A 25,676-nucleotide genomic window follows, 5' to 3' on the forward strand; every position below is an offset into this window, starting at 1 on the left:
TGCATCATCAACTTCACACAATAGCTCACCTGCTCTGTGCGCGACCTTTATCGAACGATCAGCGACAGCACTTCGCCATCAGTGCGCCATCTTTTCCCGGTCCTGCGTGATCCTTGCATGGTAGATGCTTGATCTAGAGCGTTTGCGGCTATCATCTAGCCTTTTACCGCCGATGATGGACCGCCCGATGCCCCGTGCCACCCGCCTCCTGTCTGTCTACCTGCTTGCCTGCCTGCTGGCCCTGGCCGGGCTCGGTGCGCTCTGGTACGGGCTCGGCAGGCCGGTGCACCTGCCCGACGCGGCGAGCCCGACGCACAAGCTGCAGTGCGCCTCCTACACCCCATTCGACAAGGACCAATCGCCGTTCGACCAGCCGTTTCGCCTGCGCCCGGCGCGCATGGACGCCGACTTGGCGCTGCTCGCTGAGCGATTCCAGTGCATCCGCACCTACTCGATGACAGGCCTGGAGGCCATCCCGGCCCTGGCCCGCAAACATGGGTTGAAGGTGATGCTCGGCGCCTGGGTCAACGCCAACCCGGTGGACACCGACAAGGAAATCGACGCCCTGATCGCCTCGGCCAACGCCAACCCCGACGTGGTCACCGCGGTGATCGTCGGCAACGAGGCGCTGCTGCGCAAGGAAGTGACCGGCGAACGCTTGGCCGGCCTGATCGCCCGCGTGAAAAGCCAGGTGAACGTTCCGGTGACCTACGCCGATGTCTGGGAGTTCTGGCTGCAGCATCCACAGGTAGCCCCGGCGGTGGACTTCCTGACCATCCACCTGCTGCCCTACTGGGAGGACGACCCGCGCGGTATCGACGATGCCCTGGCCCATGTGGCCGAGGTGCGCCGGGTGTTCGGCCAGCGCTTCGCGCCCAAGGACATCCTCATCGGCGAAACCGGCTGGCCCAGCGAAGGCCGGCAGCGCGAGACCGCCGTGCCGAGCCGGGCCAACGAGGCGCGGTTCATTCGCGGTTTCGTCGCCCTGGCCGAGGCCAATGGCTGGCGCTACAACCTGATCGAGGCCTTCGACCAGCCGTGGAAGCGCGCCAGCGAAGGTGCGGTGGGCGGCTATTGGGGGCTGTACGACGCCGACCGGCAAGACAAGGGCGTGCTCGAAGGGCCGGTGAGCAACCTGTCTTACTGGCGCCAATGGTGGCTGGCAGGCGCCGGCTTGATGGTGGTCACCTTGTTGCTGGCCGGCCAGCCTGCGAACCGGCGTGCAGCGCTGGTGTTGCCGCTGCTGGCGGCCGTAGGCGCGGGCAGCCTGGGGCTGTGGGGCGAGCTGATGCGCACCCACGCACGTTTTGCCGCCGAATGGGTGTGGGCGGCAGGGCTGGCCGGGTTGAACCTGGTGGTGCTGGCCCATGGGGCGCTGGCCCTGGCGGGGCGTAATGGCTGGCGCCGGCGCCTGTTCGCCTGGCTCGAGCAGCGGGCGGGGTGGTGGTTGCTGGCCGCAGGTTTCGCGGCAGCGGTGAGCATGCTGGCGATGGTGTTCGATGCACGCTATCGCAGCTTTCCCACGCCGGCGTTGGTGCTGCCGGCGTTGGTCTACCTGCTGCGTCCGGTGACGGCGCCACGGGCAGAGGTGGCCTTGCTGGCGTTCATCATCGGGGCGGGAATCGCGCCGCAGCTGTTCATCGAAGGGCTGGCGAGCCAGCAGGCGTGGGGGTGGGCGATCGTGAGCGCGATGATGGTGGCGGCGTTGTGGCGCAGCTTGCGCAAGGCGTGAGCACGCAATCGCGGGACAAGCCCGCTCCCACCAGGCCTGCGCTGTCTTCAGAGATACCGCCGTACCTGTGGGAGCTGGCTTGCCAGCGATAGGACCGGGGCAAGCAACTCAAGACAGTTGGCTCCCACAGAGGGGCAGTGCTGGCATCAGGCCGGGTGCTTGACCAACCGCAACCCCGCCAGCACCATGGCGAATACCGCCAGGCTCGCGGTATACAACACCAGCGCCGGCACCCCGAAGACCAGCCCCAGCACCGCCAGCCACCAACCGCCACGCCCCGGCACCACCTGGGCCAACAGCGAGGTGCCCAACGCCGCCCACCCCAGCACCTGGTGGTGAATCCCCAGCCCCAACAGCGAGCGGGCCTGGCATTGCCAATAGGCTCCTGGGACGCTGCACAGCCCCACCCAACGGCCATCTTCCATCAGCCCATAGCGCACGCCATAACTGGCCGCCAGCCACAGTGCCAGGCACAGCAACATGACAACGATGGGCAACGCGCGGGACATGACAGCCTCCAGAAGGTCGAAACGTGCCGCCAGCATAATCGGCCTGCAGCGCCATGCAAGGCAAAATCCGTGAGTTGCAGCTATGTTCGAATAAGCTCCATTGCCGCGCCGTAGACCTTCGCGACAACATCTGGCGTAACAAAGAAAGGCACACCAGGCAACTTTGCCGCCCTTACCATGGTCCTAGATAGCGCTTTGCCTTATGTAATTTTTGGGGGATCCCATGCTTCGACCCTTGCGCCTCGCTGCCCTGTTCGGTGGCCTGCTCCTGGCTGCGGCCGCTTCGGCGCAGGATATTGACGCCGCGAGCTATGGCTACCCACTGACCAACCCGTTCGAGGCGACCATCGCCACCACGCCGCCGGAGCAGCGCCCTACCCTGCCCAGCGACGAGGACATCAGCCAGTCCGACTACAGCCTCAATCTGCGCCCGGAGCGCGCCTTCACCCTGCCCGACAACTTCTGGCCGGTGAAAAAACTCAAGTACCGCCTGGCCTACCAGGACCACGAGGCCCCGCTGATCTTCATCATCGCTGGCACCGGAGCCCCCTACTCCAGCACCATCAACGAATACCTGAAGAAGCTGTTCTACCAGGCAGGCTTCCATGTGGTGCAGTTGTCCTCGCCCACCAGCTGGGACTTCATGAGCGCCGCCTCGCGCTTCGCCACCCCCGGCATCACCCAGGACGACGCCGAAGACCTGTACCGCGTGATGCAGGCCGTGCGCGCCCAGCACCCGCGTCTGCCGGTCAGCGAGTTCCACCTCACCGGCTACAGCCTCGGTGCCCTCGATGCGGCCTTCGTCAGCCACCTGGACGAAACCCGGCGCAGCTTCAACTTCAAGCGCGTGCTGCTGCTCAACCCACCGGTCAATCTCTACACCTCGGTCAGCAACCTGGACAAACTGGTGCAGACCCGCGTCAAGGGCATCGACCACAGCACCACGTTCTACGAACTGATGCTGGAAAAACTGACCCTGTACTTCCAGCAGAAGGGCTATATCGACCTCAACGAGGCGCTGCTGTACGACTTCCAGAAGTCCCGCCAGCATTTGTCCAACGAACAGATGGCCATGCTCATCGGCACCTCGTTCCGCTTCTCGGCGGCCGACATCGCCTTTACCTCGGACTTGGTCAACAACCGCGGCCTGATCACTCCGCCCAAGTACCCGATCACCGAAGGCAGCAGCCTCACGCCGTTCTTCAAGCGTGCCCTGCAATGCGACTTCGAGTGCTACATCACCGAACAGGTGATCCCCATGTGGCGCGCCCGCACCGACGGCGGCAGCGTGCTGCAGCTGATCGACCAGGTGAGCCTGTACGCCCTGGCCGACTACCTGCGCGAGAGCCCCAAGGTCGCCGTGATGCACAACGCTGACGATGTGATCCTCGGCCCTGGCGACATCGGCTTCCTGCGCAAAGTGTTCGGCGATCGCCTGACCCTGTACCCCCATGGCGGCCATTGCGGCAACCTCAACTACCGCGTCAATAGCGATGCGATGCTGGAGTTCTTCCGTGGTTAACAAACTGCTGCTCGTCACCGCCCTGCTCGCCGCCGGCAACGCCTTGGCGGCCGAAACCGCGCCACGCACCAGCGTGGTCGAAGCCGACAAGCCTGCGCCTACGGCCGAACCCGACGGCTTTCTCGACCCGCTGCGCGAGCTGAAATTCAACCCCGGGCTGGATCAGCGCGAGTTCGAGCGCTCGACGCTCACCGCGCTGAACGTGTACGACCCGCTGGAATCGATGAACCGGCGCATCTATCACTTCAACTACCGCTTCGACCAATGGGTGATGCTGCCGGTGGTCGACGGCTACCGCTACGTCACCCCGCGCTTCGTGCGTACCGGGGTGACCAACTTCTTCAACAACCTGGGCGATGTACCCAACCTGTTCAACAGTATCTTGCAGCTCAAGGCCAAGCGTTCGGCGGAGATCACCGCACGCCTGATGTTCAATACCATCATTGGCGTGGGCGGGTTGTGGGACCCGGCGACCAAGATGGGCCTGCCGCGCCAGAGCGAAGACTTCGGCCAGACCCTGGGCTTCTACGGTGTACCTGACGGGCCATACATCATGCTGCCGATCCTCGGGCCTTCGAACCTGCGCGATACCGCGGGGCTGGCGGTGGACTACGTGGGCGAGCGCGAGGCCAACTTCCTCAACGTGGCCGAAGCCAGTAGCGATCATCCGGAAATCACCGTGCTGCGGGCGGTGGACAAGCGCTACAGCACCAACTTCCGTTATGGGCAGCTCAATTCGCCGTTCGAGTACGAGAAGGTGCGGTACGTGTATACCCAGGCGCGCAAGCTGCAGATTGCCGAGTAATGGGGCCGCGCTGCGGCCCAATCGCCGGCAAGCCGGCTCCCACCTGTCCTGCGCTGTTTTCAAAGATGCCGCCGCGCCTGTAGGCGGCTGGCTTGCCGGCGATTGGGCCGGGCAAGCAACTGCCTTGCGAAATGTCCAAGAACTGGCGCGATCTTTGTGGGAGCCGGCTTGCCGGCGATCGGGCCGAGGCAACCCGCTGTCTTGCGAAATGTCCAAGAACTGGCGCAATCCTTGTGGGAGCCGGCTTGCCGGCGATTGGGCCGAGGCAACCAGCTGTCTTGCAAAATGTCCAAGAACTGGCGCAATCCTTGTGGGAGCCGGCTTGCCGGCGATTGGGCCGGGCAAGCAACTGCCTTGCGAAATGTCCAAGAACTGGCGCGATCTTTGTGGGAGCCGGCTTGCCGGCGATTGGGCCGAGGCAACCCGCTGTCTTGCGAAATGTCCAAGAACTGGCGCAATCCTTGTGGGAGCCGGCTTGCCGGCGATTGGGCCCGCGAAAACATCCTCATAATCCCAGGAACTGGCACAGCTCCCGCCGCTTGGCCAGGGCATCCTTGCGCCCCAGTTCGATCAACTCGCTGCAGTAGCTGGCCTCGAACAACAGGTAGCTGAGTACCCCGGCCCCACTGGTCCGGGTCGCCCCCGGGCCGCGCAGGAACAGGCGCAGCGCCGCCGGCAGCTCGCGCCGGTGGCGGGCGGCGATTTCGTCCAGCGGTTGGCTGGGCGCCACCACCAGCACCTCGATCGGCGCCAGCCCCAGGCGCCGGGCATCCAAGTGCGCCGGTATCAGATGACTTAGGTGATTGAGGCGCTGCAGCAGCTCGATGTCGTCTTCCAGGCTGTCAATGAAGGTGCTGTTGAGCATGTGAGCGCCGATCTGCGCAAGGCTCGGCTGCTGGCCGCTGAACACGCGCTGGGCCGGCATGGGCGCCGAAGGCCGCTGGGGGTTGCCGCTGACACCGACCACCAGCACCCGGCTAGCTCCCAGGTGCAACGCCGGGCTGATCGGTGCCGATTGGCGCACCGCACCGTCGCCGAAGTATTCCTCGTCGAGCTTGACCGGGGCGAACAGCAGCGGGATCGCCGAGCTGGCCAGCAGGTGGTCGATGGTCAACGAGGTAGGCACACCGATGCGCCGATGGCGCAACCAGGGCTCGATGGCACCGCGCCCCTGGTAGAACGTCACCGCCTGGCCCGACTCGTAGCCGAAGGCGGTGATGGCCACTGCCCGCAACTGCTCGGCCGCCAGGGAGTGGGCGATGCCGTCCAGGTCCAGGTGCGATTGCAGAAGGGCACGTAGCGGGCTGCTGTCCAGCAGCGCCACCGGCACCTGGCCGCCGACCCCCAGCAGGCTGTGGCTGACGAAGCGGCTGGCCTGGCGGATCACCCCCGGCCAGTCGCTGCGCAATACCAGGTGGCTGCGAAAATGCTGCCAGAAGGTGGTCAGACGCTGCACCGCCTCGGTGAAGCGCGTGGCGCCGCTGGCCAGGGTGACAGCGTTGATGGCACCGGCAGACGTGCCGACGATCACCGGGAACGGGTTGGCCGCACCCGGCGGCAACAGCTCGGCGATACCCGCCAGCACTCCTACCTGATAGGCGGCGCGGGCACCGCCGCCGGAGAGGATCAGGCCGGTGGTGCGGGGTGGGGCCATGGAATTCTCCTGAAAGGGATGTTCTGCCTACCCAGGCTCTCTCGCCGGCAAGCCGGCTCCCACGGGTTCTACCCAGGCCTCTGTGGGAGCGGGCTTGCCCCGCGTTGGAGCCGGCACCGGCAAGCTCGCTCAGCGCTTTTTCTTGTCATACAGCCGCGGCTCCCCTGGCGGGCGCGACTTGAAGCGTCGGTGCGCCCACAGATACTGCTCGGGGCATTCGCGCAGCACACTTTCCACCCACTGGTTGATGCGCAGGCAGTCGGCCTCCTCGGTCTCGCCCGGGAAGTCCTCGAGCGGCGGGTGGACCACCAGGCGATAGCCGCTGCCGTCCTCCAGGCGCTTCTGGGTGAAGGGGATCACCTGGGCCTTGCCCAGGCGGGCGAACTTGGTAGTGGCAGTGACGGTCGCCGCCGGGATGCCGAACAGGGGCACGAACAGGCTCTGCTTGGCGCCGTAGTCCTGGTCCGGGGCGTACCAGATCGCCCGGCCACCGCGCAGCAGCTTGAGCATGCCACGTACGTCGTCACGCTCCACCGCCAGCGAGTCGAGGTTGTGACGTTCGCGGCCACGGCGCTGGATGTAGTCGAACAACGGGTTGCCATGCTCGCGGTACATGCCGTCGATGGTATGGGCCTGACCCAGCAGCGCCGCGCCGATCTCCAGCGTGGTGAAGTGCACGGCCATGAGGATTGCGCCCTGCCCTTCGCGCTGGGCGGCCTGCAGGTGCTCCAGGCCCTCGATGTGGGCCAGGCGCGCCAGACGTGGCTTGGGCCACCACCAGCTCATGGCCATTTCGAAGAAGGCGATGCCGGTGGAGGCAAAGTTTTCCTTGAGCAGGCGCTGCCGTTCGTCGCCGGAAAGCTCAGGGAAACACAGCTCGAGGTTGCGCGCGGCGATGCGCCGGCGCTCACCGGCGACCCGGTACATCAGCGCGCCCAGGGCGCGGCCCAGGCACAGCAGCGCGCGGTACGGCAGCTGCGCCACCAGCCACAGCAGGCCCAGACCCAGCCACAGGCCCCAGAACCGTGGGTGAAGGAAATAAAGACGAAAACGCGGGCGTTCCATTGAAGCTTCCGGAAAGACAAAGGTGGGCATTCTACATCGGTTCGCCCGCGGTTGCGGCCAACGGGTCTTATCGTTATAAGTCAGGGCACTTTTTTCGCAACAAGCCGTCTATGCAGACCATGAGCCTCAACCAGACCTCCGATACCGCCCCCGTATTCCAGCTCAAAGGCAGCATGCTTGCCATCACCGTGCTGGAACTGGCGCGCAACGACCTCGAAGCCCTCGACCTGCAACTGGCGGCGAAAGTGGCCCAGGCCCCCAATTTCTTCAGCAACACGCCGTTGGTGCTGGCGCTGGACAAGCTGTCGGCTGACGGCGGTGCCATCGACCTGCCCGGCCTGATGCGCGTTTGCCGCCACCACGGCCTGCGCACCCTGGCCGTGCGCGCCAGCCGCATCGAGGACATCGCCGCGGCGATCGCCATCGATCTGCCGGTGCTGCCGCCCTCCGGTGCCCGCGAACGACCACTGGAGCCGGAGCCCGAGGTGAAGAAGCCCGAGCCCGCCCCCGCGCCGCCGCCACCGGTCGAACCCGAAGTGCGCCCCACCCGCATCATCACCGCGCCGGTGCGCGGCGGCCAGCAGATCTACGCCCAGGGCGGCGACCTGGTGGTGACCGCCTCGGTCAGCCCAGGTGCGGAACTTCTCGCCGACGGCAACATCCATGTGTACGGCGCCATGCGTGGCCGCGCACTGGCGGGCATCAAGGGCAATACCCGGGCGCGCATCTTCTGCCAGCAGATGACCGCGGAGATGGTATCGATCGCCGGCCAGTACAAGGTGTGCGAGGACCTGCGTCGCGATCCGCTGTGGGGAGCTGGCGTGCAGATCAGCCTGTCTGGCGATGTGTTGAACATCACCCGTCTTTAACGGATACTTGCCGGCATTTTTAGCGCAACTTTTTTCTTTGTTGCCGTTTTTCGTATTTGCAGGGACCGCTGTCCCATTTTATTTAGGGGTGAAACACCTTGGCCAAGATTCTCGTGGTTACTTCCGGCAAGGGGGGTGTGGGCAAGACCACCACCAGCGCCGCCATCGGTACCGGCCTCGCTCTGCGCGGCTACAAGACTGTCATCGTCGACTTCGACGTCGGCCTGCGTAACCTCGACCTGATCATGGGCTGCGAGCGCCGCGTGGTGTACGACTTCGTCAACGTGGTCAACGGCGAGGCCAACCTGCAGCAGGCCCTGATCAAGGACAAGCGCCTGGAGAACCTGTTCGTGCTGGCCGCCAGCCAGACCCGCGACAAGGACGCCCTGACCCAGGAAGGCGTCGAGAAGGTGCTGATGGAGCTCAAGGAAACCTTCGACTACGTCATCTGCGACTCCCCGGCCGGTATCGAGAAAGGCGCGCACCTGGCGATGTACTTCGCCGACGAAGCCATCGTGGTGACCAACCCGGAAGTGTCCTCGGTACGTGACTCCGACCGCATGCTGGGCATCCTGTCGAGCAAGTCGCGCCGCTCCGAGAACGGCGAGGAGCCGATCAAGGAGCACCTGCTGATCACCCGCTACCACCCCGAGCGCGTCGAGAAAGGCGAGATGCTCAGCATCGCCGACGTCGAAGAGATCCTGGCGATCAAGCTCAAGGGTGTGATTCCCGAATCCCAGGCCGTGCTCAAGGCCTCCAACCAGGGCATCCCGGTCATCCTCGACGACCAGAGCGATGCCGGCCAGGCGTACAGCGACACCGTCGACCGCCTGCTGGGCAAAGAGAAGCCACTGCGGTTCATCGATGTGCAGAAGCAAGGATTCTTCGCGCGCCTGTTTGGAGGCAAGTAAACCATGAACCTTTTTGACTTCTTTCGTGGCAGACAGAAACAAAGCAGCGCGTCGGTAGCGAAAGAGCGTCTACAGATCATCGTGGCGCACGAACGCGGCCAGCGCAGCGAACCGGATTACCTGCCTGCCCTGCAGAAAGAGCTGCTGGAAGTGATCCGCAAGTACGTGAACATCGGCAGCGACGACGTGCATATCGAACTCGAGAACCAGGGTAGCTGCTCGATCCTGGAGCTGAACATCACCCTGCCTGATCGCTGATCCAGCCATATCGGGTCACCCCTGTGGGAGCAGCCTTGTCCCGCGATTGCGCAAGCCCCGGCTGACGCAATCGCGGGACAAGCCCGCTCCCACAGTGTTTATCGAGAACACGCCACAATGCCGTTGTCGAACATCCAGATCCTCTTCGAGGACGCCGCCATCCTGGTGATCAACAAGCCCACCCTGCTGCTGTCGGTGCCTGGTCGCGCCGAAGACAACAAGGACTGCCTGATCACCCGCCTGCAGGAAAACGGCTACCCCGATGCCCTGATCGTCCACCGCCTGGACTGGGAGACCTCCGGCATCATCCTGCTGGCCCGCGACGCCGACAGCCATCGTGAGCTGTCGCGCCAGTTCCATGACCGCGAGACCGAGAAGGCCTACACCGCCCTGTGCTGGGGCCAGCCGGCGTTGGACAGCGGCAGCATCGACCTGCCCCTGCGCTACGACCCGCCGACCAAGCCTCGCCATGTGGTGGACCACGAACAAGGCAAGCATGCCCTGACCTTCTGGCGTGTGCTCGAGCGTTGCGCCGACCACTGCCGAGTAGAGCTGACCCCGATCACCGGGCGTTCGCACCAGTTGCGCGTGCACATGTTGTCGATCGGCCACCCGTTGCTGGGCGACCGGCTGTATGCCAACCCCGAGGCGCTGGCGGCCCATGAACGGCTATGCCTGCATGCCTCGATGCTGAGCTTTACCCACCCGGTATCCGGGGAGCGCCTGAAGTTCGAGTGCCCGGCGCCGTTCTGAGGCTTCTGCGGCCTGCATCAGCCCAATCGCCGGCAAGCCGGCCCCCAGAGGGATAGCACTTCCTCTGTGGGCGCTTGTCCCGCGATGAGGCCGACACAAATCTTCAGGCAACTGCGCTAAACTCGCGCCACTGCTGTCTGGAGTGAGTTATGCGCGATTCCCTGAATGCTGGCCTGATCGATTTCCTCAAGGCCTCCCCGACGCCCTTCCATGCCACCGCGAGCCTCGCCCAGCGCCTGGAGGCCGCCGGCTACCAGCGCCTGGACGAACGCGACAGCTGGGCCACGGTGCCCGGTGGCCGCTACTACGTCACCCGCAACGACTCCTCGATCATCGCCATCAAGCTGGGCAAGCAATCGCCCCTGCTCGGTGGCATCCGCATGGTCGGCGCCCATACCGACAGCCCGTGCCTGCGGGTCAAGCCGCAGCCCGAGTTGCAGCGCCACGGCTTCCTGCAACTGGGCGTCGAAGTCTACGGCGGCGCCCTGCTGGCGCCCTGGTTCGACCGCGACCTGTCCCTGGCCGGTCGGGTCACCTTCCGCCGCGACGGCAAGGTCGAAAGCCAGCTGGTGGACTTCAAGCTGCCGATCGCGGTGATCCCCAACCTGGCCATCCACCTCAACCGCACCGCCAACGAAGGCTGGATGATCAACCCGCAGACCGAGCTGCCGCCGATCCTGGCCCAGGTCGCCGGTGACGAGCGGGTCGACTTCCGCGCCCTGCTCACCGAGCAGCTGGCCCGCGAGCACGACCTCAATGCCGACGTGGTGCTGGACTACGAGCTGAGCTTCTACGACACCCAGGACGCCGCACTGATCGGCCTGAACGGCGACTTCATCGCCGGTGCCCGCCTGGACAACCTGCTGTCGTGCTACGCCGGCCTGCAGGCGCTGCTGACCGCCGACAGCGACGAGACCTGCGTGCTGGTGTGCAACGACCACGAAGAGGTCGGCTCCTGCTCGGCCTGTGGCGCCGACGGGCCGATGCTCGAACAGACCCTGCAACGCCTGTTGCCCGACGGCGACGACTACGTGCGCACTATCCAGCGTTCGCTGCTGGTGTCGGCCGACAACGCCCACGGCGTGCATCCCAACTACGCCGACAAGCATGACGGCAACCATGGGCCCAAGCTCAACGCCGGGCCCGTGATCAAGGTCAACAACAACCAGCGCTACGCCACCAACAGCGAGACCGCCGGGTTCTTCCGCCACCTGTGCATGGCCGAGGAAGTGCCGGTGCAAAGCTTCGTGGTGCGCAGCGACATGGGCTGCGGCTCGACCATCGGCCCGATCACCGCCAGCCACCTGGGCGTGCGCACCGTCGACATCGGCCTGCCGACCTTCGCCATGCACTCGATTCGCGAGCTGTGCGGCAGCCAGGACCTGGCGCATCTGGTGAAGGTGTTGACGGCGTTCTATCGCAGTCGCGAGTTGCCGTAAGCTTTTGGGTTTGCCTGACCGGGCCCTATCGTCACCGCTGCCCCACCCGTGGGAGCCGGCTTGCCGGCGATAGGGCCGGACCAGGCAAACGCCAAACCCTGCCATTGATCAATCCTCCTGCAGCCCAACCCGCTATGCTTGTTACATAGCCCTGATGCAGAAGGATGCCTGTCCATGTCGCCGTTCCTTTCCCTGTTCCTGCCGGTGTTCGTCGGCCTGCTGTTGCTGACCATCGGCTTCAGCCTGCGCGAACGCAATGTCGGCGTGCTGATGATGTGGGTCGGCACCCTCGGCATCTTCGGCATCATGTGCTGGAAGATCCTCGCGAAACTGGCCTGAAAAATCCTCTACACTCCGGCAATCGTTTGCCCTGAGGTAGATTTTCGGTGCCTGCCCTCCTGCGTTGCCTTGCCCTGTTGCTGTTTCTCTTCATCGCCCCCGTACAGGCCGCCGGCCTGCCCGGCCTGCTCGGTGCGGGCAAGCCTGCGCAGCCGCAGGCCACGGAGCCTCTGGGCCAATCGCTGGACGAGGTGATCAAGAGCCTGGAGAACGACCAACAGCGTACCCAGTTGCTCAATGACCTGAAGAAGCTGCGCGATGCCGCCAAACAGTCGCAGCCCAGCGCCGAGCAAGGCGTGCTGGGGCTGATCGGCGGCGCACTGCATGACCTGGAGAAACAGTTCAGCGGCGAGGCCAGCCCGTTCCGGCGCTGGTCGATGGAAATCGACCAGGCCCAGGACGAGTTGGCAGCGCTAGTGGTGCCGGTGCATCAATGGCCGGCGATCCTGTTCGGCTTTGCCGCGATCATCGCGGTCTGGAGCCTGCTGGCCTATGTCTTCAACTGGATCGGCCATCGGGTGCGCCTGCGTTTCGGCCTCACCGAAGAGCTGCCCCAGCACCCGCGGACCTGGGACCTGGTGCGTTTCGCCTTGCGCAAGCTGGGCCCGTGGCTGGTTGCCCTGGTGTTCACCGTGTACCTGAGCTTCGCCCTGCCCTCCTCGCTGGGCAAGTCGCTGGCCATGGTGCTGGCCTATGCCCTGGTGGTGGGCACGCTGTTCTCGGCGATCTGCGTGATCGCCTTCTCGCTGCTCGATGGCCCCCATCGCCACCGGGCCTTGCACATCCTGCGACACCAGGCATTCCGCCCGTTGTGGTTGATCGGCAGCTTCGCCGCGTTCGGCGAGGCGATGAGCGACCCGCGCATGACCACCGCCCTGGGCAGCCACCTGGCCCATGCCCTGGCGACCCTGGCCAACGTGGTGGCGGCGGTATGCACAGGCCTGTTCATCCTGCGCTTTCGCCGGCCCATCGCCCACCTGATCCGCAACCAACCGCTGTCGCGTCGCCTGACCCGCCGCACCCTGAGCGACACCATCGAGATCCTCGGCAGCTTCTGGTTCGTGCCGGCGTTGATCCTGGTGGCGATTTCGCTGTTCGCCACCTTCGTCTCCGCCGGGGACACCAGCACGGCCCTGCGTCAGTCGCTGATGTGCACGGTGCTGGTGGTGGTGTGCATGGTGCTCAACGGCCTGGTGCGCCGCCACGCCGCCAACCCGAAGCGGGCCAGCCGGCGCCAGGAAGTCTATGCCGAACGCCTGCGCAACTTTGCCTATGCGCTGGTGCACCTGTTCATCTGGCTGGTATTCATCGAACTGGGCCTGCGGGTCTGGGGGCTGTCGATGATCAATTTCGCCGAGGGCAGCGGGCATGAGGTCAGCGTGCGCGTGCTGGGCCTGGCCGGGACCTTGATCGCCGCCTGGCTGGTGTGGATCCTCGCCGACACCGCCGTGCACCATGCCCTGGTGCGCTCGCGCCGCGGCCTGGCCAATGCCCGCGCGCAGACGATGATGCCGCTGATTCGCAACGTGATGTTCGTGGCGATCTTCATCATCGCGGTGATCGTCGCCCTGGCCAACATGGGCATGAACGTCACGCCGCTGCTGGCCGGTGCCGGTGTCATCGGCCTTGCCATCGGTTTCGGCGCCCAGTCGCTGGTGGCGGACCTGATCACGGGGCTGTTCATCATCATCGAGGACTCCCTGGCCATCGACGACTACGTGGATGTCGGCGGCCACCTGGGCACGGTGGAGGGGCTGACCATCCGCACCGTGCGCCTGCGGGATATCGACGGGATCGTGCACACCATTCCCTTCAGCGAGATCAAGAGCATCAAGAACTACTCGCGCGAGTTCGGCTACGCGATCTTCCGCGTGGCGATCCCGCACAGCATGAACATCGACCAGGCCATCACGCTGATCCGCGAGGTGGGGCAAAAGCTGCGCAACGACCCGCTGATGCGGCGCAATATCTGGTCGCCGCTGGAACTGCAGGGGGTGGAGAGCTTCGAGTCGGGCTCGGCGATCTTGCGGGCACGGTTCAAGACAGCGCCGATCAAGCAATGGGAGGTGTCGCGGGCGTTCAACCTGGCCTTGAAGCGACAGCTGGATGAAGCCGGGCTGGATCTGGCGACCCCGCGGTTGTCGGTGCAGGTGGTGACGGCCGGGGGTGGCGGGATGGCAGAAGCCGGTTCCGCCAGTTAGGGCCTATCGCCGGCAAGCCAGCTCCCACAGGGATAGCCTATGACGCTAGGCCGATGCGTTCGGGGTGGTGGGGCTTGCCGGCGATGGGCTGCAAAGCAGCCCCAAAAACCCTGATCAACCCGCCTGGGCGCGGATGCGAATGGCATCATGCCGCCAGTACTCCAGGTCGCAGTCGATCAGGTGCCCATGCTGGTCACTGTTGACTCGGGTGATATGCAACCCGGGGCTTCCCGCCGACACCTTCAAGGCACTGGCCGCCTCCACCGGCAATGCCGTCGGCAAGATCTCGAAGCATACTTGCCCATACTGGATGCCATACACCCGCCCATAGATCTCGGTCAGCGACTGCCCCAGGTCCTGTTCCAGGATGCCGGGGAAAAACCGCGGGTTGAGGTAGTGCTCGGCATACAGCACCGCCCGCCCATCGATGCGCCGCAAGCGGCAGATACGCACCACGCTCGACAGCGCCGGCAACCCCAGCCGCGCACAGATCGCCGCCGGCGCCGGCTGCAACCGCGCCGACAACAGCTCGGTGCCGGGCACCCGCCCCTGGTCGCGCACCATGGCATGGAAATGGCTGCGCTCGACCAGGTCGTAGGTCAGCCGCTCGGGCGCCACGAACCAGCCCCGGCGTTCCTCGCGGTAGATCAGCCCCTGTGCCTCCAACTGCACCAGCGCCTCGCGCAACGTGATACGCGTGGTATCGAACACCTCGCTCAACTTGCGCTCGGCCGGCAGCTTACCGCCCGGCGCCAGCAGGCCGTGTTCGATCTGCTCCTGCAAGGCATGGCAGATGGCTGTTACCGCGCGCGGTGGCGTCGACTGCATCGAAGGTTACCTATCTGGACTAGTCCAGCCCCAGAAAAGGGCCATTGGAGATTAGCGCAAGCCTAGGCACAGCCCATGAACATCCTGTGACAAAGCCCTCGTGCCAGCACCAGCCAGGACAGGGCAAGGCCTTGGGAATCAAGGCCTGGGATCTGGTCTACGCTGTACTTCCAGGGCCTCGGGAGGCGCCTGTCCGCCCAGGCCTTACATCAAACTGTCACGCAACCGGCCTACCTTGGCTCGAGGTTTGCTGACCTAGACCAAACGTTCGCAAGCAAAGGTTTCCTTCATCACCCATTGCAAGGCCCTACAAAGGAGCTTCGGATGAAAACGTTCTTCATGGCGTCACTGCTCGGTTCGACCATCGCCCTGTGCACCTCGGCCATGGCCGCCGGTACCGACCTCAAGGCCCTGGAAGAGGCCGCCCGCAAGGAAGGAGTGATCAACAGCGTGGGCATGCCCGATGCCTGGGCCAACTGGAAAGGCACCTGGGCGGACCTGGCCAATAAGTACGGCCTCAAGCACAGCGACACCGACATGAGTTCGGCCCAGGAAATCGCCAAGTTCGACGCCGAGAAGGACAACGCCAGCGCCGACATCGGTGATGTGGGCGCCGCCTTCGGCCCCATCGCCGCCGCCAAGGGCGTGACCCAGCCCTACAAGCCCAGCACCTGGGACCAGGTACCGACCTGGGCCAAGGACCAGGATGGCCATTGGGCCCTGGCCTATACCGGCACCATCGCTTTCATCATCAACAAGGACCTGGTCAAGGAAAGCGAACGCCCGAAGACCTGGCACGACCTGGAAAAAGGCAAGTACAAGGTCGCCATCGGTGACGTCGGCACCGCCGCCCAGGCCGCCAACGGCGTGCTGGCCGCCGCCATTGCCTACAAGGGCGACGAAAGCAACATCGAGCCGGGCCTGCAGCTGTTCACCAAACTGGCCCAGCAAAAGCGCCTGTCGCTGGCCAACCCGACCATCCAGACCCTGGAGAAGGGTGAGGTGGAAGTCGGCGTGGTGTGGGACTTCAACGGCCTGAGCTACCGCGAGCAGATCGATCCCAAGCGCTTCGAAGTGCTGATCCCTTCCGATGGCTCGGTGATCTCCGGCTACACCACCATCATCAACAAGTACGCCAAGCACCCCAACGCCGCCAAGCTCACCCGCGAGTACATCTTCAGCGACGCCGGCCAGACCAACCTGGCCATCGGCCACGCCCGGCCGATCCGCGCCGAGCACCTGAAGCTGCCGGCCGAGGTGCAGGCCAAGCTGCTGCCCAACGAGCAATACGGCGCGGCGCAGCCGATCAAGAATGCCGAGGCTTGGGAGGCCACATCGAAGAAACTGCCGCAGATGTGGCAGGAGCAAGTGATCATCGAGATGGAATGAAGCGAGGGCTGCGCCCTCGATCGCGGGGCAAGCCCGCTCCCACAAGGGTCCGCAACATCAAACCGTTATGCGTTGTTCTGTGGGAGCGGGCTTGTCCCGCGATGGGCCGCACGGCGGCCCCACAAACGTTCTTCGGAGCTATACATGAACCACAACGTCATCCTGGTCCTGCTCGATGGCCTCAACCACCAGGTCGCCCACCACGCCATGGGCCATCTGCATGCCTACGTCGAGGCCGACCGTGCCGCGCTGTACCGTGTCGAATGCGAGCTACCCTCGCTGTCGCGGCCGCTGTACGAATGCATCCTCACCGGCGTGGCCCCCATCGACAGCGGCATCGTGCACAACAACGTCAGCCGCCTGTCCACCCAACGCAGCGTGTTCCACTATGCCCGCGAAGCGGGCCTGGGCACTGCGGCAGCGGCCTACCACTGGATCAGCGAGCTGTACAACCGCTCGCCCTTCGACCCGCTGCGCGACCGCCACACCCATGCGCCGAAGCTGCCCATCCAGCATGGGCTGTTCTACTACGCCGACCACTACCCCGACTCGCACCTGTTGGCCGATGCCGAGTACCTGCGCCGTCGCCACGCCCCCAACTTCCTGCTGGTACACCCGATGAACATCGACGACGCCGGCCATCGCCATGGCCTGGACAGCAGCCAGTACCGCAACGCCGCGCGCAGCGCCGACATTCTTCTGGCCGACTACCTGCCGCGCTGGCTCGAAGAGGGCTACCAGGTGCTGGTGACCGCCGACCACGGCATGAACAACGACCGTTCGCACAACGGCCTGCTGGCCGAGGAGCGCGAAGTGCCGCTGTTCGTGTTCGGCGAGGCGTTCAGCCTGGACCCGGCGGCCAAGCCCTTGCAGACCGAGCTGTGCGGCACGATCTGCGAACTGCTGGGCGCTGCCCACGACAAAGCGGTCTGCCGGGAGCTGCTCAAGTGAATGCCCGCCCTCGCGGCCGCTACCTGGCCCTGCTCTGCCTGCTGCCGTTCGCCCTGTTCTTCCTCGTGTTCCAGATCGCCCCGCTGGCCTGGGTGGCCATCAACAGCCTGCAGAGCGACAGCGGCTGGGGGCTGGCCAACTTCAGCAAGGTGTTCGCCTCCAAGTTCTACCTGCAGGCACTGCAGCGCAGCCTGGAGATCAGCTTCTGGTCGAGCCTGTTCGGCATCGTCATCGCCACCCTCGGCGCCTACTCCCTGCGCCAGGTGGACTCGCGCTTGCGCGACTTCGTCAGCGCCTTCGCCAACATGACCAGCAATTTTTCCGGGGTACCGCTGGCGTTCGCCTTCATCATCCTGCTGGGTTTCAACGGCGCGCTGACCTTGCTGCTCAAGCAGGCCGGCCTGCTGGAAGACTTCAGCATCTATTCCAAGAGCGGGCTGATCCTGGTGTACACCTACTTCCAGATCCCCCTGGGGGTATTGCTGCTCTACCCGGCGTTCGATGCCCTGCGTGAAGACTGGCGCGAGTCCGCGGCATTGCTGGGCGCCAGCCACTGGCAGTACTGGCGGCATATCGGCCTGCCGGTGCTGGCGCCGGCATTGCTGGGCACTTTCGTCATCCTGCTGGCCAACGCCTTGGGCGCCTATGCCACGGTCTATGCCCTGACCACCGGCAACTTCAACGTGCTGCCGATCCGCATCGCCGCCCTGGTGGCCGGCGACATCACCCTCGACCCGAACCTGGCCAGCGCCCTGGCAATGGTGCTGGTGGGGCTGATGACGCTGGTCACGGTGGTCCATCAATGGTTGCTGAAGAGGAGCTACCATGCGCGCTGAACCTCGCGGCAGCCTCTACCACCGTATGGTGGTGTACCTGCTGTTCATCATCCTGCTGCTGCCTTTGGCCGGCACCCTGCTCTACTCCCTGGCCACCAGTTGGTCGGCGAGCCTGCTGCCCAGCGGCCTGACCTTCAAGTGGTACCTGGCGTTGTGGAGCGAGCCGCGCTTCCTGGCGGCCTTCGGCCAGTCGCTGCTGGTATGCGTCGGCGCGCTGGTGCTGTCGGTGGTGCTGATCCTGCCGCTGTTGTTCGTGGTGCACTACCACTTCCCGCGCCTGGACGCGTTGATGAACATCCTCATCCTGCTGCCCTTCGCGGTGCCGCCGGTGGTGTCCTCGGTGGGCCTTTTGCAGCTGTACGGCAGCGGGCCGATGGCCATGGTCGGCACACCGTGGATCCTCATCGGCTGCTACTTCACCATCGCCTTGCCGTTCATGTACCGGGCCATCACCAATAACCTGCAGGCGATCAACCTGCGCGACTTGATGGACGCCGCCCAGCTGCTGGGCGCCAGCACCTGGCAAGCAGCCTTGCTGGTGGTGCTGCCCAACCTGCGCAAGGGCCTGATGGTGGCGCTGCTGCTGTCGTTTTCGTTCCTGTTCGGCGAGTTCGTCTTCGCCAACCTGCTGGTGGGGACCCGCTACGAGACCTTGCAGGTGTACCTGAACAACATGCGCAACAGCAGCGGTCATTTCAACAGCGCGCTGGTAATCTCCTACTTCTCCTTCGTGCTGGTGCTGACCTGGGTCGCCAATCGCCTGAACAAGGACAAATCCTGACATGAGCTTCGTCAGCGTACAGAAACTGCACAAAAGCTATGCCGGCAGCCCGGTGTTCCATGACATCGACTGCCAGATCGAACGCGGCGAGTTCGTCACCCTGCTCGGCCCTTCCGGTTGCGGCAAGTCGACCCTGCTGCGCTGCATCGCCGGGCTGACCCCGGTGGACAGCGGCCGCATCCTGCTCGACGGCCAGGACCTGGTACCGCTCAGCCCACAGAAACGCGGCATCGGCATGGTGTTCCAGAGCTATGCGCTGTTCCCTAACATGACCGTGGAGCAGAACGTCGCCTTCGGCCTGCGCATGCAGAAGACCAAGGCCGACGAGAGCCAGGCGCGGGTGCGCGAAGCCCTGGAGCTGGTGGAACTGTCCAGCTTCGCCGGGCGCTACCCACACCAGCTGTCGGGCGGGCAATGCCAACGCGTGGCCCTGGCCCGCTCGCTGGTCACCCGCCCGCGCCTGCTGCTGCTCGACGAGCCGCTGTCGGCCCTCGATGCACGCATCCGCAAACACCTGCGCGAGCAGATCCGCGCCATCCAGCGCGAGCTGGGGCTGACCACCATCTTCGTCACCCATGACCAGGAGGAAGCGCTGACGATGTCCGACCGCATCTTCCTGATGAACCAGGGCCGCATCGTCCAGAGTGGCGATGCCGAAACCCTCTACACCGCGCCCGTCGACCTGTTCGCCGCAGGCTTCATCGGCAACTACAACCTGCTCGAGCCGGACACCGCCAGCCGCCTGTTGCAGCGCCCCGTGGCCAGCCGTCTGGCGATCCGCCCGGAGGCCATCAGCCTGCACCTGGAAGGCAACCTCGAAGCCCAGGTGCGCGGCCACAGCCTGCTGGGCAACGTCATCCGTTATCGTGTGGAAATACGCGGCGTGGAGCTGGTCGTGGACGTGCTCAATCGCTCCTCGGCCGACCTGCACGCCGACGGGCAACGGGTATCCTTGTCGATCGACCCCACGGCGCTACGAGAAGTGGCCTAGTGTCCTGTCTCGGAAATAAGCTGTTCACTTTGGGCGGCGCCTTGGCCGAACATCCAAGTCACTCGCCAAATAGAGAAGACAGGGCATTAGGAGAACACGCAATGGCATTGGCAATTTTCGATCTGGACGAAACCCTCATCCACGGCGACTGCGCCTCGTTGTGGAGCAAACAGATGGCCCAGTTGGGCTGGGTGGACGGCAAGGACTTCCTGCGCCGCGACCAGGAGCTGATGGAGGCCTACGGCAAGGGTCACCTGAAGATGGAGGAGTACATGGCCTTCAGCCTGGAGCCGATCGCTGGGCGCACCCTCGAGGAGGTGGAGCACCTGGTCGAACCCTGGGTCGAGGATGTGATCGAGCCGATCATCTACGGTGACGCCTGCCGCTGCATCGCCGAACACCGCAAGCGCGGTGACCGGATCCTGATCATTTCCGCCTCGGGCACCCACCTGGTCGGGCCGATCGCGGCGCGGCTGGGGGTGGATGAATACCTGGCGATCGAACTGGAGGCGGTGAACGGGGTGTATACCGGCAAGACCCATGGGGTGCTGACGTACCGCGAAGGCAAGATCACCCGGTTGATGGAATGGCTGGACCAGGAGCAAGAGAACCTGGAGGGGGCGAGTTTCTATTCCGACTCGCGCAATGACCTGCCGTTGCTGCTGAAGGTGGACTACCCCCATGTAGTCAACCCGGACCCGGTGTTGCGCGAGCATGCCGAGATCAATGGCTGGCCGATTCTGAGCTGGAGCTGAGATTCCCGGGGGCGCTTTGCGCCCCATTCGCGGCCTACAGAAAGTGCGGGGTCGCCTGTAGGAGCGGCCTTGCGCCGCGAAAGGGCTGCAAAGCAGCCCCCCGCAGCCTCAAACCAAGCTCTGGTCGATCACCAGCACCAGCTTGCCCGACACCTGGTTGCTCGCAAGCTCCGCATACGCCGCTTCGGCAAACGCCACCGGGTAGGTGTCGACCAACTGCGGCGACAACCGCCCTTCGCCGAACAACGGCCATACCTGCTGCATCAGCTCGCGCAGCAACTCGCCCTTGAACGCATCATCGCGATTACGCAAGGTCGAGCCGGTGACCTGCGCGCGTTTGGCCAGCACTTGCGCCAGGTCCAGTTCGAACTTGCGCCCGCCCATCAGGCCGATGATCACCCAGCGCCCGTCGCGGGCCAGCAGCTCGAGGTTCAACTCCCCGTAGCTGGCGCCCACCGGGTCGAGGATCACGTCGAAGGGCCCGAACGCTTTCAGGTCGTCCAGGTTCTCGTTGCGCACCACGCCACCGGCAGCCCCGAGTGCCTGGCAGTACGCCAGGCGATCCTGCGAGCCGACACTGACCCACACCGGATTGCCGAACGCCTTGCACAGCTGGATCGCCGCCGAGCCGACGCCGCTGGCCCCGGCGTGCACCAGCACCTTCTCGCCGGCCTTCACCGCGCCGAGCTGGAAGATGTTCAGCCAGGCCGTGGCATACACCTCGGGCAGCCCCGCCGCCTCGTGCAAGCTCAGGCCCTCGGGCACCGGCAGCACGTGACGGGCATCGACCACCACTTCCTCGGCCATGGCGCCACTGGCCAGCAGCGCGCAGACCCGGTCGCCCACGCGCCAGTCGGCACCGGCGCCCACTTCCTCGATCACCCCCGCGCACTCCAGGCCCATGTAGGGGCTGGCGCCTGGCGGCGGTGGATAAAGACCTTTCATCTGCAGCAGGTCGGCGCGGTTGAGTCCCGCAGCAGCCACACGAATGCGCACCTGGCCCGCGTCACAGGTCGGGCGCTCGGCTTCGACCCAGGCCACATGTCCGTCAACGCCTTGCAATGCCTTCACAGTGCCTCCATAGTTGAGTCATGACTGAGCCCGGGATCGCCATGTCCCGGGCTTTTTGCAGTATGCGTCCGGCTCTTGTGGAACCGGCGAACGGAAAAGACGGCCTACTATGCGTGATCAATTGCCTTTACGTCGAATCAGCATGAAGCATTTCCTGCCCAGCACTGCCCTCGCCCTCCTGATCGGCCTCGGCAGCCTCACGCTCGGTGGTAATGCGGCGGCCGCCAACAAGTGGGACAGCCTGCAGCCTGACCGTGACGAGATCGTCGCCAGCCTGAACGTGGTGGAGCTGCTCAAGCGCCACCACTACAGCAAGCCGCCGTTGGACGATGCCCGTTCGATCATCATCTACGACAGCTACATCAAGCTGCTCGACCCCTCGCGCAGCTATTTCACCGCCGCTGACATCGCCCAGTTCGATAAGTGGAAGACACAGTTCGACGACTTCCTCAAGAGTGGTAACCTCGAACCTGGCTTCACCATCTACAAGCGCTACCTGGACCGCGTGAAGTCGCGCCTGGACTTCGCCCTGGCCGAGCTGGCCAAGGGCGTGGACAAGATGGACTTCACCACCAAGGAAACCTTGCTGGTCGACCGCGAGGATGCGCCGTGGATGAAGAACGAGGCCGAGCTCGATGACCTGTGGCGCAAACGCGTCAAGGACGAAGTGCTGCGCCAGAAGCTCGCCGGCAAGGATCCCAAGCAGATCCAGGAAACCCTGACCAAGCGCTACAAGAACCAGCTGTCGCGCCTGGACCAGACCCGTGCCGAGGATATCTTCCAGGCCTATATCAATACCTTCGCCCAGTCCTACGACCCGCACACCAACTACCTGTCGCCGGACAACGCGGAAAACTTCGACATCAACATGAGCCTGTCGCTCGAAGGCATCGGTGCGGTGCTGCAGAGCGACAACGACCAGGTCAAGATCGTGCGCCTGGTGCCGGCAGGCCCGGCCGCCAAGACCAAGCAGGTGGCACCGGCCGACAAGATCATCGGCGTGGCCCAGGGCGACAAGGAAATGGTCGACGTGGTCGGCTGGCGCCTGGACGAAGTGGTCAAGCTGATCCGTGGCCCGAAAGGCTCGGTGGTACGCCTGGAAATCATCCCGGCCAGCAATGCGCCGAACGACCAGACCAGCAAGATCGTGTCGATCACCCGCGAAGCGGTCAAGCTCGAGGAGCAGGCGGCCAAGAAGTCGGTGCTCAAGCTCAAGCAGGACGGGCGCGACTACAAGCTGGGCATCATCGAGATCCCGGCCTTCTACCTGGACTTCAAGGCCTACCGCGCGGGCGACCCTGACTACAAGAGCACCACGCGCGACGTGAAGAAACTGCTCACCGAGCTGCAGAAGGAAAAAGTCGACGGCGTGGTCATCGACCTGCGCAACAACGGCGGCGGCTCCCTGCAGGAGGCCACCGAACTGACCAGCCTGTTCATCGAGAAAGGCCCGACGGTGCTGGTGCGCAACAGCGACGGCCGCGTCGACGTGCTCGAGGACGAGAACCCCGGCGCCTTCTACAAGGGCCCACTGGCATTGCTGGTCAACCGCCTCTCGGCCTCGGCCTCGGAGATCTTCGCCGGTGCCATGCAGGACTACCACCGCGCGCTGATCATCGGCGGCCAGACCTTCGGCAAAGGCACCGTGCAGACCATCCAGCCGCTCAACCATGGCGAGCTGAAGCTGACCCTGGCCAAGTTCTACCGGGTGTCCGGGCAGAGCACCCAACACCAGGGCGTGTTGCCGGACATCGACTACCCGTCGATCATCGACACCAAGGAAATCGGCGAGAGCGCCCTGCCCGAGGCCATGCCATGGGATACCATCCGCCCGGTGGTACGCCCTGCGGTCGACCCGTTCAAGCCGTTCCTGGCCGAGCTCAAGGCCCGTCATGACGCACGCAGCGCCAAGGACCCGGAGTTCGCCTACATCCGTGACCGCCTGGCCTTGACTCAGAAGCTGATGAACGAGAAGACCGTCAGCCTCAACGAGCAGGAACGCCGTGCACGCCACGATGCGATCGAGGCCAAGCAACTGGCGCTGGAGAACGTTCGCCGCAAGGCCAAGGGCGAGGAGCCGCTCAAGGAGCTGAAGAAAGAAGACGAGGATGCCCTGCCGATCGAGGACGAGGACACCAAGCCCGAGGACGACGCCTACCTGGCCGAGACCGGGCGCATCCTGCTCGACTACCTGAGCTTGAACTCGCAGGTGGCCAAGCACTGAAGGCACATCGAGCGGTAAGGGAAAGGGGCGGACATCGAGATGTTCGCCCCTTTTTCGTATGGGGGCCGCTTTACGGCCCATCGCGGCACAAGGCCGCTCCTACAGGGTTGAGCGTCGGCCTGCAGGAGCGGCTTTGTGCCGCGATCGGCCTGCGCAGCAGCCCCTGGCTCAGGCCTGTTCCGGGTAACTGTACTCGAACACCCGCACCACTTCCGAAGCATGCCAGGACGCCGCCTCGAGCCCGTCCACCGGGCCGGAGAAACGCCCCAGGCGCTCGACGCATTCGAAGAAACCGGTACGCGGCAGGCGGCTGGCGCCCTGGCTGATCACCAGCGAGCTGCGCAGCGGCTGCTCGGCACGAGCATCGAGCACGGCCAGGTATTCCAGGGCTGCGGTAAGGGTCTGCATCGCCGGGCTGGGCAATTGCAGGCGTTCGATCAGCGCCCGGTAAGTGAGCAAATGGCGTTGGCGGCGAGCCAGATCGAGCTCGTTCAACAGGTTGTCCCAGTGTTGGCGGCTGATCCTGACCTGGCTCATGACGGCTCGCTCCAGCCAGCGATGCCCAGGTGCCAGGCCAGGCTGCGCAGGATCGCCGCATCCGGCTGGCGCTCGCCAGCCTCGATCATCGCCAGGTAGGCCGGGCTGATGCCGACGCTGCGCGCCAATTGCTCGGGCGCCAGGCCCTTGGCCTGGCGCAAGTGCGTCAATTCGCTCAATGCCGCCAGAACCGGGGCCTCGGCGGCGACTGCAGGTTCGTTCGTTGGTGCCTCGGCAGGTGCCTGCCCCGCGGCCTTGAGCAATGCCTGGTACTGTTCCCACGGAACCACGGCATACTCGGGCTGACCGTCCCGGCTGATGACCTGAATACCCATACAACCCCCTTACGTAGGATTACTGCATGTAATCCATAGGCATAATCCTTATGCCAATTATATGTCCAAGCGCGGGCGTATGCGCAGGCCAGGGCAATTTCAGGGCGCTCCGCGCTCCAGGCGCAGTGTTTCAGGGGTGTCCGGCAAGCGTTCGACCACCCGCAGGCGCTCGGGTGCCTGGCTGTCGCGCCAGGCCTTGAAGCGGCTCAGTTCGTCGCCCACAGCCTTGAGTACCCAGCCCAATACGGCGATGTCGTCCAGAAAGCCAACGCCCAGCAGCCAGTCGGGAATGGCATCCAGGGGGCTGACGAAATACAGCAGGCCCGCTACCACGGTGACCAGCGCCTTGGGGCTGATAGCGCGGTATTCGCCACGCCACCAGGCCAGGCACAAGCCCTGGAGCAGATGAACGTCCTCACGTAGCTTGCCGAGCTTGGGCCCTTTGCGGGCCACGGCGAACAGCAAGGCCGGCAGCCGACCGCGGCTGAGCAGGCGCTCGGCCAGGGGCAGGAAGCGGGCGAAATTCCAGGGTGCGCTCATGGGGCCTCCATATCGGCAGGGAAGGTTATCCACATTTATTGTGGATAACCTTGTGAACAGGGAGCAGTTTCCGACGCGAGGTGCCCACCGGGCAAGGGTCTCGCTCAGATCGGGCGTTTTTTACACAGCTGTTTCAGAATCGCAAACGTTTTGCGTCGGCGGGCTGCTCTTTCTCCGACACCATTGGAAGTGTGGGGTTCGTTCGTGACAAAGGGGCCGCTTTGCGGCCCATCGCGGCACAAGGCCGCTCCTACAGAGGGAAGTGTTTTGGGATCGAGTAGGAGACGGGCTCTCACCCGTCGTCCTCTCACACCACCGTGCGTACGGTTCCGTACACGGCGGTTCAGGTTATGCGGCTAAGCCTGTTGATCGTATCGAGTA

25 protein-coding genes are annotated in these 25,676 nt (G+C 64.7%); 17 read left to right on the forward strand and 8 right to left on the reverse strand.

What is annotated here, in order from left to right; translation table 11 throughout:
- Positions 1-175 precede the first annotated feature (175 nt).
- Positions 176-1,732: a beta (1-6) glucans synthase gene (locus tag ACNFG0_RS18020; RefSeq protein WP_416765902.1), complete on the forward strand. Its 1,557-nt coding sequence runs from the start codon at positions 176-178 to the stop codon at positions 1,730-1,732.
- 146 nt (positions 1,733-1,878) lie between these two features.
- Here ACNFG0_RS18020 and ACNFG0_RS18025 read toward each other — a convergent pair whose 3' ends face one another.
- Positions 1,879-2,241, reverse strand: coding sequence for a hypothetical protein (locus ACNFG0_RS18025; RefSeq protein WP_416765893.1), 363 nt, complete (start codon positions 2,239-2,241; stop codon positions 1,879-1,881).
- Between the two features lie 223 nt (positions 2,242-2,464).
- Here ACNFG0_RS18025 and ACNFG0_RS18030 point away from each other — a divergent pair, with 223 nt between their 5' ends.
- Together ACNFG0_RS18030 and ACNFG0_RS18035 are read left to right on the forward strand one after the other, a co-directional pair.
- Entirely contained in the window at positions 2,465-3,763 is a 1,299-nt protein-coding gene (locus tag ACNFG0_RS18030; RefSeq protein WP_084854880.1) for a serine/threonine protein kinase, read from the forward strand.
- The gene (locus ACNFG0_RS18035; protein ID WP_196156422.1) at positions 3,756-4,568 is read left to right on the forward strand and encodes a VacJ family lipoprotein; all 813 of its coding nucleotides are present in this window, start codon (positions 3,756-3,758) and stop codon (positions 4,566-4,568) included. The genes ACNFG0_RS18030 and ACNFG0_RS18035 overlap by 8 nt, the downstream gene beginning before the upstream one ends.
- A gap of 505 nt (positions 4,569-5,073) precedes the next feature.
- Here ACNFG0_RS18035 and ACNFG0_RS18040 read toward each other — a convergent pair.
- Together ACNFG0_RS18040 and ACNFG0_RS18045 are read right to left on the reverse strand one after the other, a co-directional pair.
- Complete coding sequence (locus tag ACNFG0_RS18040; RefSeq protein WP_196146074.1) at positions 5,074-6,222, reverse strand: patatin-like phospholipase family protein; 1,149 nt, start codon at positions 6,220-6,222, stop codon at positions 5,074-5,076.
- Positions 6,223-6,351: 129 nt separating this feature from the next.
- Entirely contained in the window at positions 6,352-7,287 is a 936-nt protein-coding gene (locus ACNFG0_RS18045) for a lipid A biosynthesis lauroyl acyltransferase (RefSeq protein WP_196146073.1), read from the reverse strand.
- 110 nt (positions 7,288-7,397) lie between these two features.
- On the opposite strand from ACNFG0_RS18045, the gene minC reads away from it, so the two are divergent.
- The 7 genes from minC (at position 7,398) to ACNFG0_RS18080 (ending at position 14,057) form a co-directional block, all read left to right on the forward strand.
- Positions 7,398-8,156 (forward strand): septum site-determining protein MinC, encoded by a 759-nt coding sequence (gene minC, locus ACNFG0_RS18050; protein ID WP_196146072.1) that lies wholly within the window; start codon positions 7,398-7,400, stop codon positions 8,154-8,156.
- Positions 8,157-8,254: 98 nt separating this feature from the next.
- Positions 8,255-9,067, forward strand: coding sequence for a septum site-determining protein MinD (minD, locus tag ACNFG0_RS18055; RefSeq protein ID WP_028690866.1), 813 nt, complete (start codon positions 8,255-8,257; stop codon positions 9,065-9,067).
- A 3-nt stretch (positions 9,068-9,070) separates the two neighbouring features.
- The gene (gene minE / locus ACNFG0_RS18060) at positions 9,071-9,325 is read left to right on the forward strand and encodes a cell division topological specificity factor MinE (protein ID WP_043206650.1); all 255 of its coding nucleotides are present in this window, start codon (positions 9,071-9,073) and stop codon (positions 9,323-9,325) included.
- Between the two features lie 117 nt (positions 9,326-9,442).
- Positions 9,443-10,078 (forward strand): RluA family pseudouridine synthase, encoded by a 636-nt coding sequence (locus ACNFG0_RS18065; protein ID WP_416765896.1) that lies wholly within the window; start codon positions 9,443-9,445, stop codon positions 10,076-10,078.
- A gap of 149 nt (positions 10,079-10,227) precedes the next feature.
- Positions 10,228-11,517: a M18 family aminopeptidase gene (locus ACNFG0_RS18070; protein ID WP_196146070.1), complete on the forward strand. Its 1,290-nt coding sequence runs from the start codon at positions 10,228-10,230 to the stop codon at positions 11,515-11,517.
- A 174-nt stretch (positions 11,518-11,691) separates the two neighbouring features.
- Positions 11,692-11,856 (forward strand): hypothetical protein, encoded by a 165-nt coding sequence (locus tag ACNFG0_RS18075; RefSeq protein ID WP_196146069.1) that lies wholly within the window; start codon positions 11,692-11,694, stop codon positions 11,854-11,856.
- A 47-nt stretch (positions 11,857-11,903) separates the two neighbouring features.
- Positions 11,904-14,057, forward strand: a complete 2,154-nt coding sequence (locus ACNFG0_RS18080; protein ID WP_416765897.1) for a mechanosensitive ion channel family protein — start codon at positions 11,904-11,906, stop codon at positions 14,055-14,057.
- A gap of 114 nt (positions 14,058-14,171) precedes the next feature.
- Here the strand turns inward: ACNFG0_RS18080 and ACNFG0_RS18085 are convergent, their stop codons facing one another.
- On the reverse strand, positions 14,172-14,885 hold the full coding sequence (locus ACNFG0_RS18085; RefSeq protein ID WP_196146067.1) for a UTRA domain-containing protein: 714 nt from the start codon (positions 14,883-14,885) through the stop codon (positions 14,172-14,174).
- 324 nt (positions 14,886-15,209) lie between these two features.
- Between ACNFG0_RS18085 and ACNFG0_RS18090 the strand changes: the two genes are divergently transcribed.
- The 6 genes from ACNFG0_RS18090 (at position 15,210) to ACNFG0_RS18115 (ending at position 20,588) form a co-directional block, all read left to right on the forward strand.
- The gene (locus ACNFG0_RS18090) at positions 15,210-16,274 is read left to right on the forward strand and encodes an ABC transporter substrate-binding protein (protein WP_416765898.1); all 1,065 of its coding nucleotides are present in this window, start codon (positions 15,210-15,212) and stop codon (positions 16,272-16,274) included.
- A 144-nt stretch (positions 16,275-16,418) separates the two neighbouring features.
- Positions 16,419-17,225, forward strand: a complete 807-nt coding sequence (locus tag ACNFG0_RS18095) for an alkaline phosphatase family protein (RefSeq protein WP_196146065.1) — start codon at positions 16,419-16,421, stop codon at positions 17,223-17,225.
- Positions 17,222-18,061 carry an ABC transporter permease gene (locus tag ACNFG0_RS18100; RefSeq protein WP_196146064.1) on the forward strand — a complete coding sequence of 280 codons (840 nt, stop codon included), beginning with the start codon at positions 17,222-17,224 and terminating at the stop codon, positions 18,059-18,061. The genes ACNFG0_RS18095 and ACNFG0_RS18100 overlap by 4 nt, the downstream gene beginning before the upstream one ends.
- A complete protein-coding gene (locus ACNFG0_RS18105; RefSeq protein ID WP_416765900.1) occupies positions 18,051-18,842 on the forward strand; it encodes an ABC transporter permease in 792 nt (263 codons plus the stop codon). Before ACNFG0_RS18100 ends, ACNFG0_RS18105 begins: the two co-directional genes overlap by 11 nt.
- Position 18,843: 1 nt before the next feature.
- Entirely contained in the window at positions 18,844-19,833 is a 990-nt protein-coding gene (locus ACNFG0_RS18110; protein WP_416765901.1) for an ABC transporter ATP-binding protein, read from the forward strand.
- Positions 19,834-19,934: 101 nt separating this feature from the next.
- Positions 19,935-20,588: an HAD family hydrolase gene (locus tag ACNFG0_RS18115; RefSeq protein WP_196156347.1), complete on the forward strand. Its 654-nt coding sequence runs from the start codon at positions 19,935-19,937 to the stop codon at positions 20,586-20,588.
- A gap of 108 nt (positions 20,589-20,696) precedes the next feature.
- On the opposite strand, the gene ACNFG0_RS18120 is transcribed toward ACNFG0_RS18115, so the two are convergent.
- On the reverse strand, positions 20,697-21,659 hold the full coding sequence (locus ACNFG0_RS18120; RefSeq protein ID WP_196156348.1) for an NAD(P)H-quinone oxidoreductase: 963 nt from the start codon (positions 21,657-21,659) through the stop codon (positions 20,697-20,699).
- A gap of 142 nt (positions 21,660-21,801) precedes the next feature.
- Between ACNFG0_RS18120 and ACNFG0_RS18125 the strand changes: the two genes are divergently transcribed.
- A complete protein-coding gene (locus tag ACNFG0_RS18125) occupies positions 21,802-23,883 on the forward strand; it encodes a carboxy terminal-processing peptidase (RefSeq protein WP_196146059.1) in 2,082 nt (693 codons plus the stop codon).
- 168 nt (positions 23,884-24,051) lie between these two features.
- Here ACNFG0_RS18125 and ACNFG0_RS18130 read toward each other — a convergent pair whose 3' ends face one another.
- From ACNFG0_RS18130 to ACNFG0_RS18140, 3 genes are all read right to left on the reverse strand, one after another.
- Positions 24,052-24,420 (reverse strand): hypothetical protein, encoded by a 369-nt coding sequence (locus tag ACNFG0_RS18130; protein ID WP_084854862.1) that lies wholly within the window; start codon positions 24,418-24,420, stop codon positions 24,052-24,054.
- Positions 24,417-24,755, reverse strand: a complete 339-nt coding sequence (locus ACNFG0_RS18135) for a helix-turn-helix domain-containing protein (protein ID WP_196156349.1) — start codon at positions 24,753-24,755, stop codon at positions 24,417-24,419. Before ACNFG0_RS18135 ends, ACNFG0_RS18130 begins: the two co-directional genes overlap by 4 nt.
- A 99-nt stretch (positions 24,756-24,854) precedes the next feature.
- Positions 24,855-25,295, reverse strand: coding sequence for a YkvA family protein (locus ACNFG0_RS18140; RefSeq protein ID WP_196167217.1), 441 nt, complete (start codon positions 25,293-25,295; stop codon positions 24,855-24,857).
- Positions 25,296-25,676 lie beyond the last annotated feature (381 nt).

Source organism: Pseudomonas sp. NY15372 (assembly GCF_048068215.1).
GTDB lineage: Bacteria > Pseudomonadota > Gammaproteobacteria > Pseudomonadales > Pseudomonadaceae > Aquipseudomonas > Aquipseudomonas guariconensis_A.

Coding starts and splice junctions, on each gene's coding strand:
- ACNFG0_RS18020 (WP_416765902.1), top strand. CDS start 176: ATGGACCGCCCGATGCCCCGTGCCACCCGCCTCCTGTCTGTCTACCTG.
- ACNFG0_RS18025 (WP_416765893.1), bottom strand. CDS start 2,241: ATGTCCCGCGCGTTGCCCATCGTTGTCATGTTGCTGTGCCTGGCACTG.
- ACNFG0_RS18030 (WP_084854880.1), top strand. CDS start 2,465: ATGCTTCGACCCTTGCGCCTCGCTGCCCTGTTCGGTGGCCTGCTCCTG.
- ACNFG0_RS18040 (WP_196146074.1), bottom strand. CDS start 6,222: ATGGCCCCACCCCGCACCACCGGCCTGATCCTCTCCGGCGGCGGTGCC.
- ACNFG0_RS18045 (WP_196146073.1), bottom strand. CDS start 7,287: ATGGAACGCCCGCGTTTTCGTCTTTATTTCCTTCACCCACGGTTCTGG.
- minC (WP_196146072.1), top strand. CDS start 7,398: ATGCAGACCATGAGCCTCAACCAGACCTCCGATACCGCCCCCGTATTC.
- minE (WP_043206650.1), top strand. CDS start 9,071: ATGAACCTTTTTGACTTCTTTCGTGGCAGACAGAAACAAAGCAGCGCG.
- ACNFG0_RS18065 (WP_416765896.1), top strand. CDS start 9,443: ATGCCGTTGTCGAACATCCAGATCCTCTTCGAGGACGCCGCCATCCTG.
- ACNFG0_RS18070 (WP_196146070.1), top strand. CDS start 10,228: ATGCGCGATTCCCTGAATGCTGGCCTGATCGATTTCCTCAAGGCCTCC.
- ACNFG0_RS18075 (WP_196146069.1), top strand. CDS start 11,692: ATGTCGCCGTTCCTTTCCCTGTTCCTGCCGGTGTTCGTCGGCCTGCTG.
- ACNFG0_RS18085 (WP_196146067.1), bottom strand. CDS start 14,885: ATGCAGTCGACGCCACCGCGCGCGGTAACAGCCATCTGCCATGCCTTG.
- ACNFG0_RS18090 (WP_416765898.1), top strand. CDS start 15,210: ATGAAAACGTTCTTCATGGCGTCACTGCTCGGTTCGACCATCGCCCTG.
- ACNFG0_RS18095 (WP_196146065.1), top strand. CDS start 16,419: ATGAACCACAACGTCATCCTGGTCCTGCTCGATGGCCTCAACCACCAG.
- ACNFG0_RS18105 (WP_416765900.1), top strand. CDS start 18,051: ATGCGCGCTGAACCTCGCGGCAGCCTCTACCACCGTATGGTGGTGTAC.
- ACNFG0_RS18110 (WP_416765901.1), top strand. CDS start 18,844: ATGAGCTTCGTCAGCGTACAGAAACTGCACAAAAGCTATGCCGGCAGC.
- ACNFG0_RS18115 (WP_196156347.1), top strand. CDS start 19,935: ATGGCATTGGCAATTTTCGATCTGGACGAAACCCTCATCCACGGCGAC.
- ACNFG0_RS18125 (WP_196146059.1), top strand. CDS start 21,802: ATGAAGCATTTCCTGCCCAGCACTGCCCTCGCCCTCCTGATCGGCCTC.
- ACNFG0_RS18130 (WP_084854862.1), bottom strand. CDS start 24,420: ATGAGCCAGGTCAGGATCAGCCGCCAACACTGGGACAACCTGTTGAAC.
- ACNFG0_RS18135 (WP_196156349.1), bottom strand. CDS start 24,755: ATGGGTATTCAGGTCATCAGCCGGGACGGTCAGCCCGAGTATGCCGTG.
- ACNFG0_RS18140 (WP_196167217.1), bottom strand. CDS start 25,295: ATGAGCGCACCCTGGAATTTCGCCCGCTTCCTGCCCCTGGCCGAGCGC.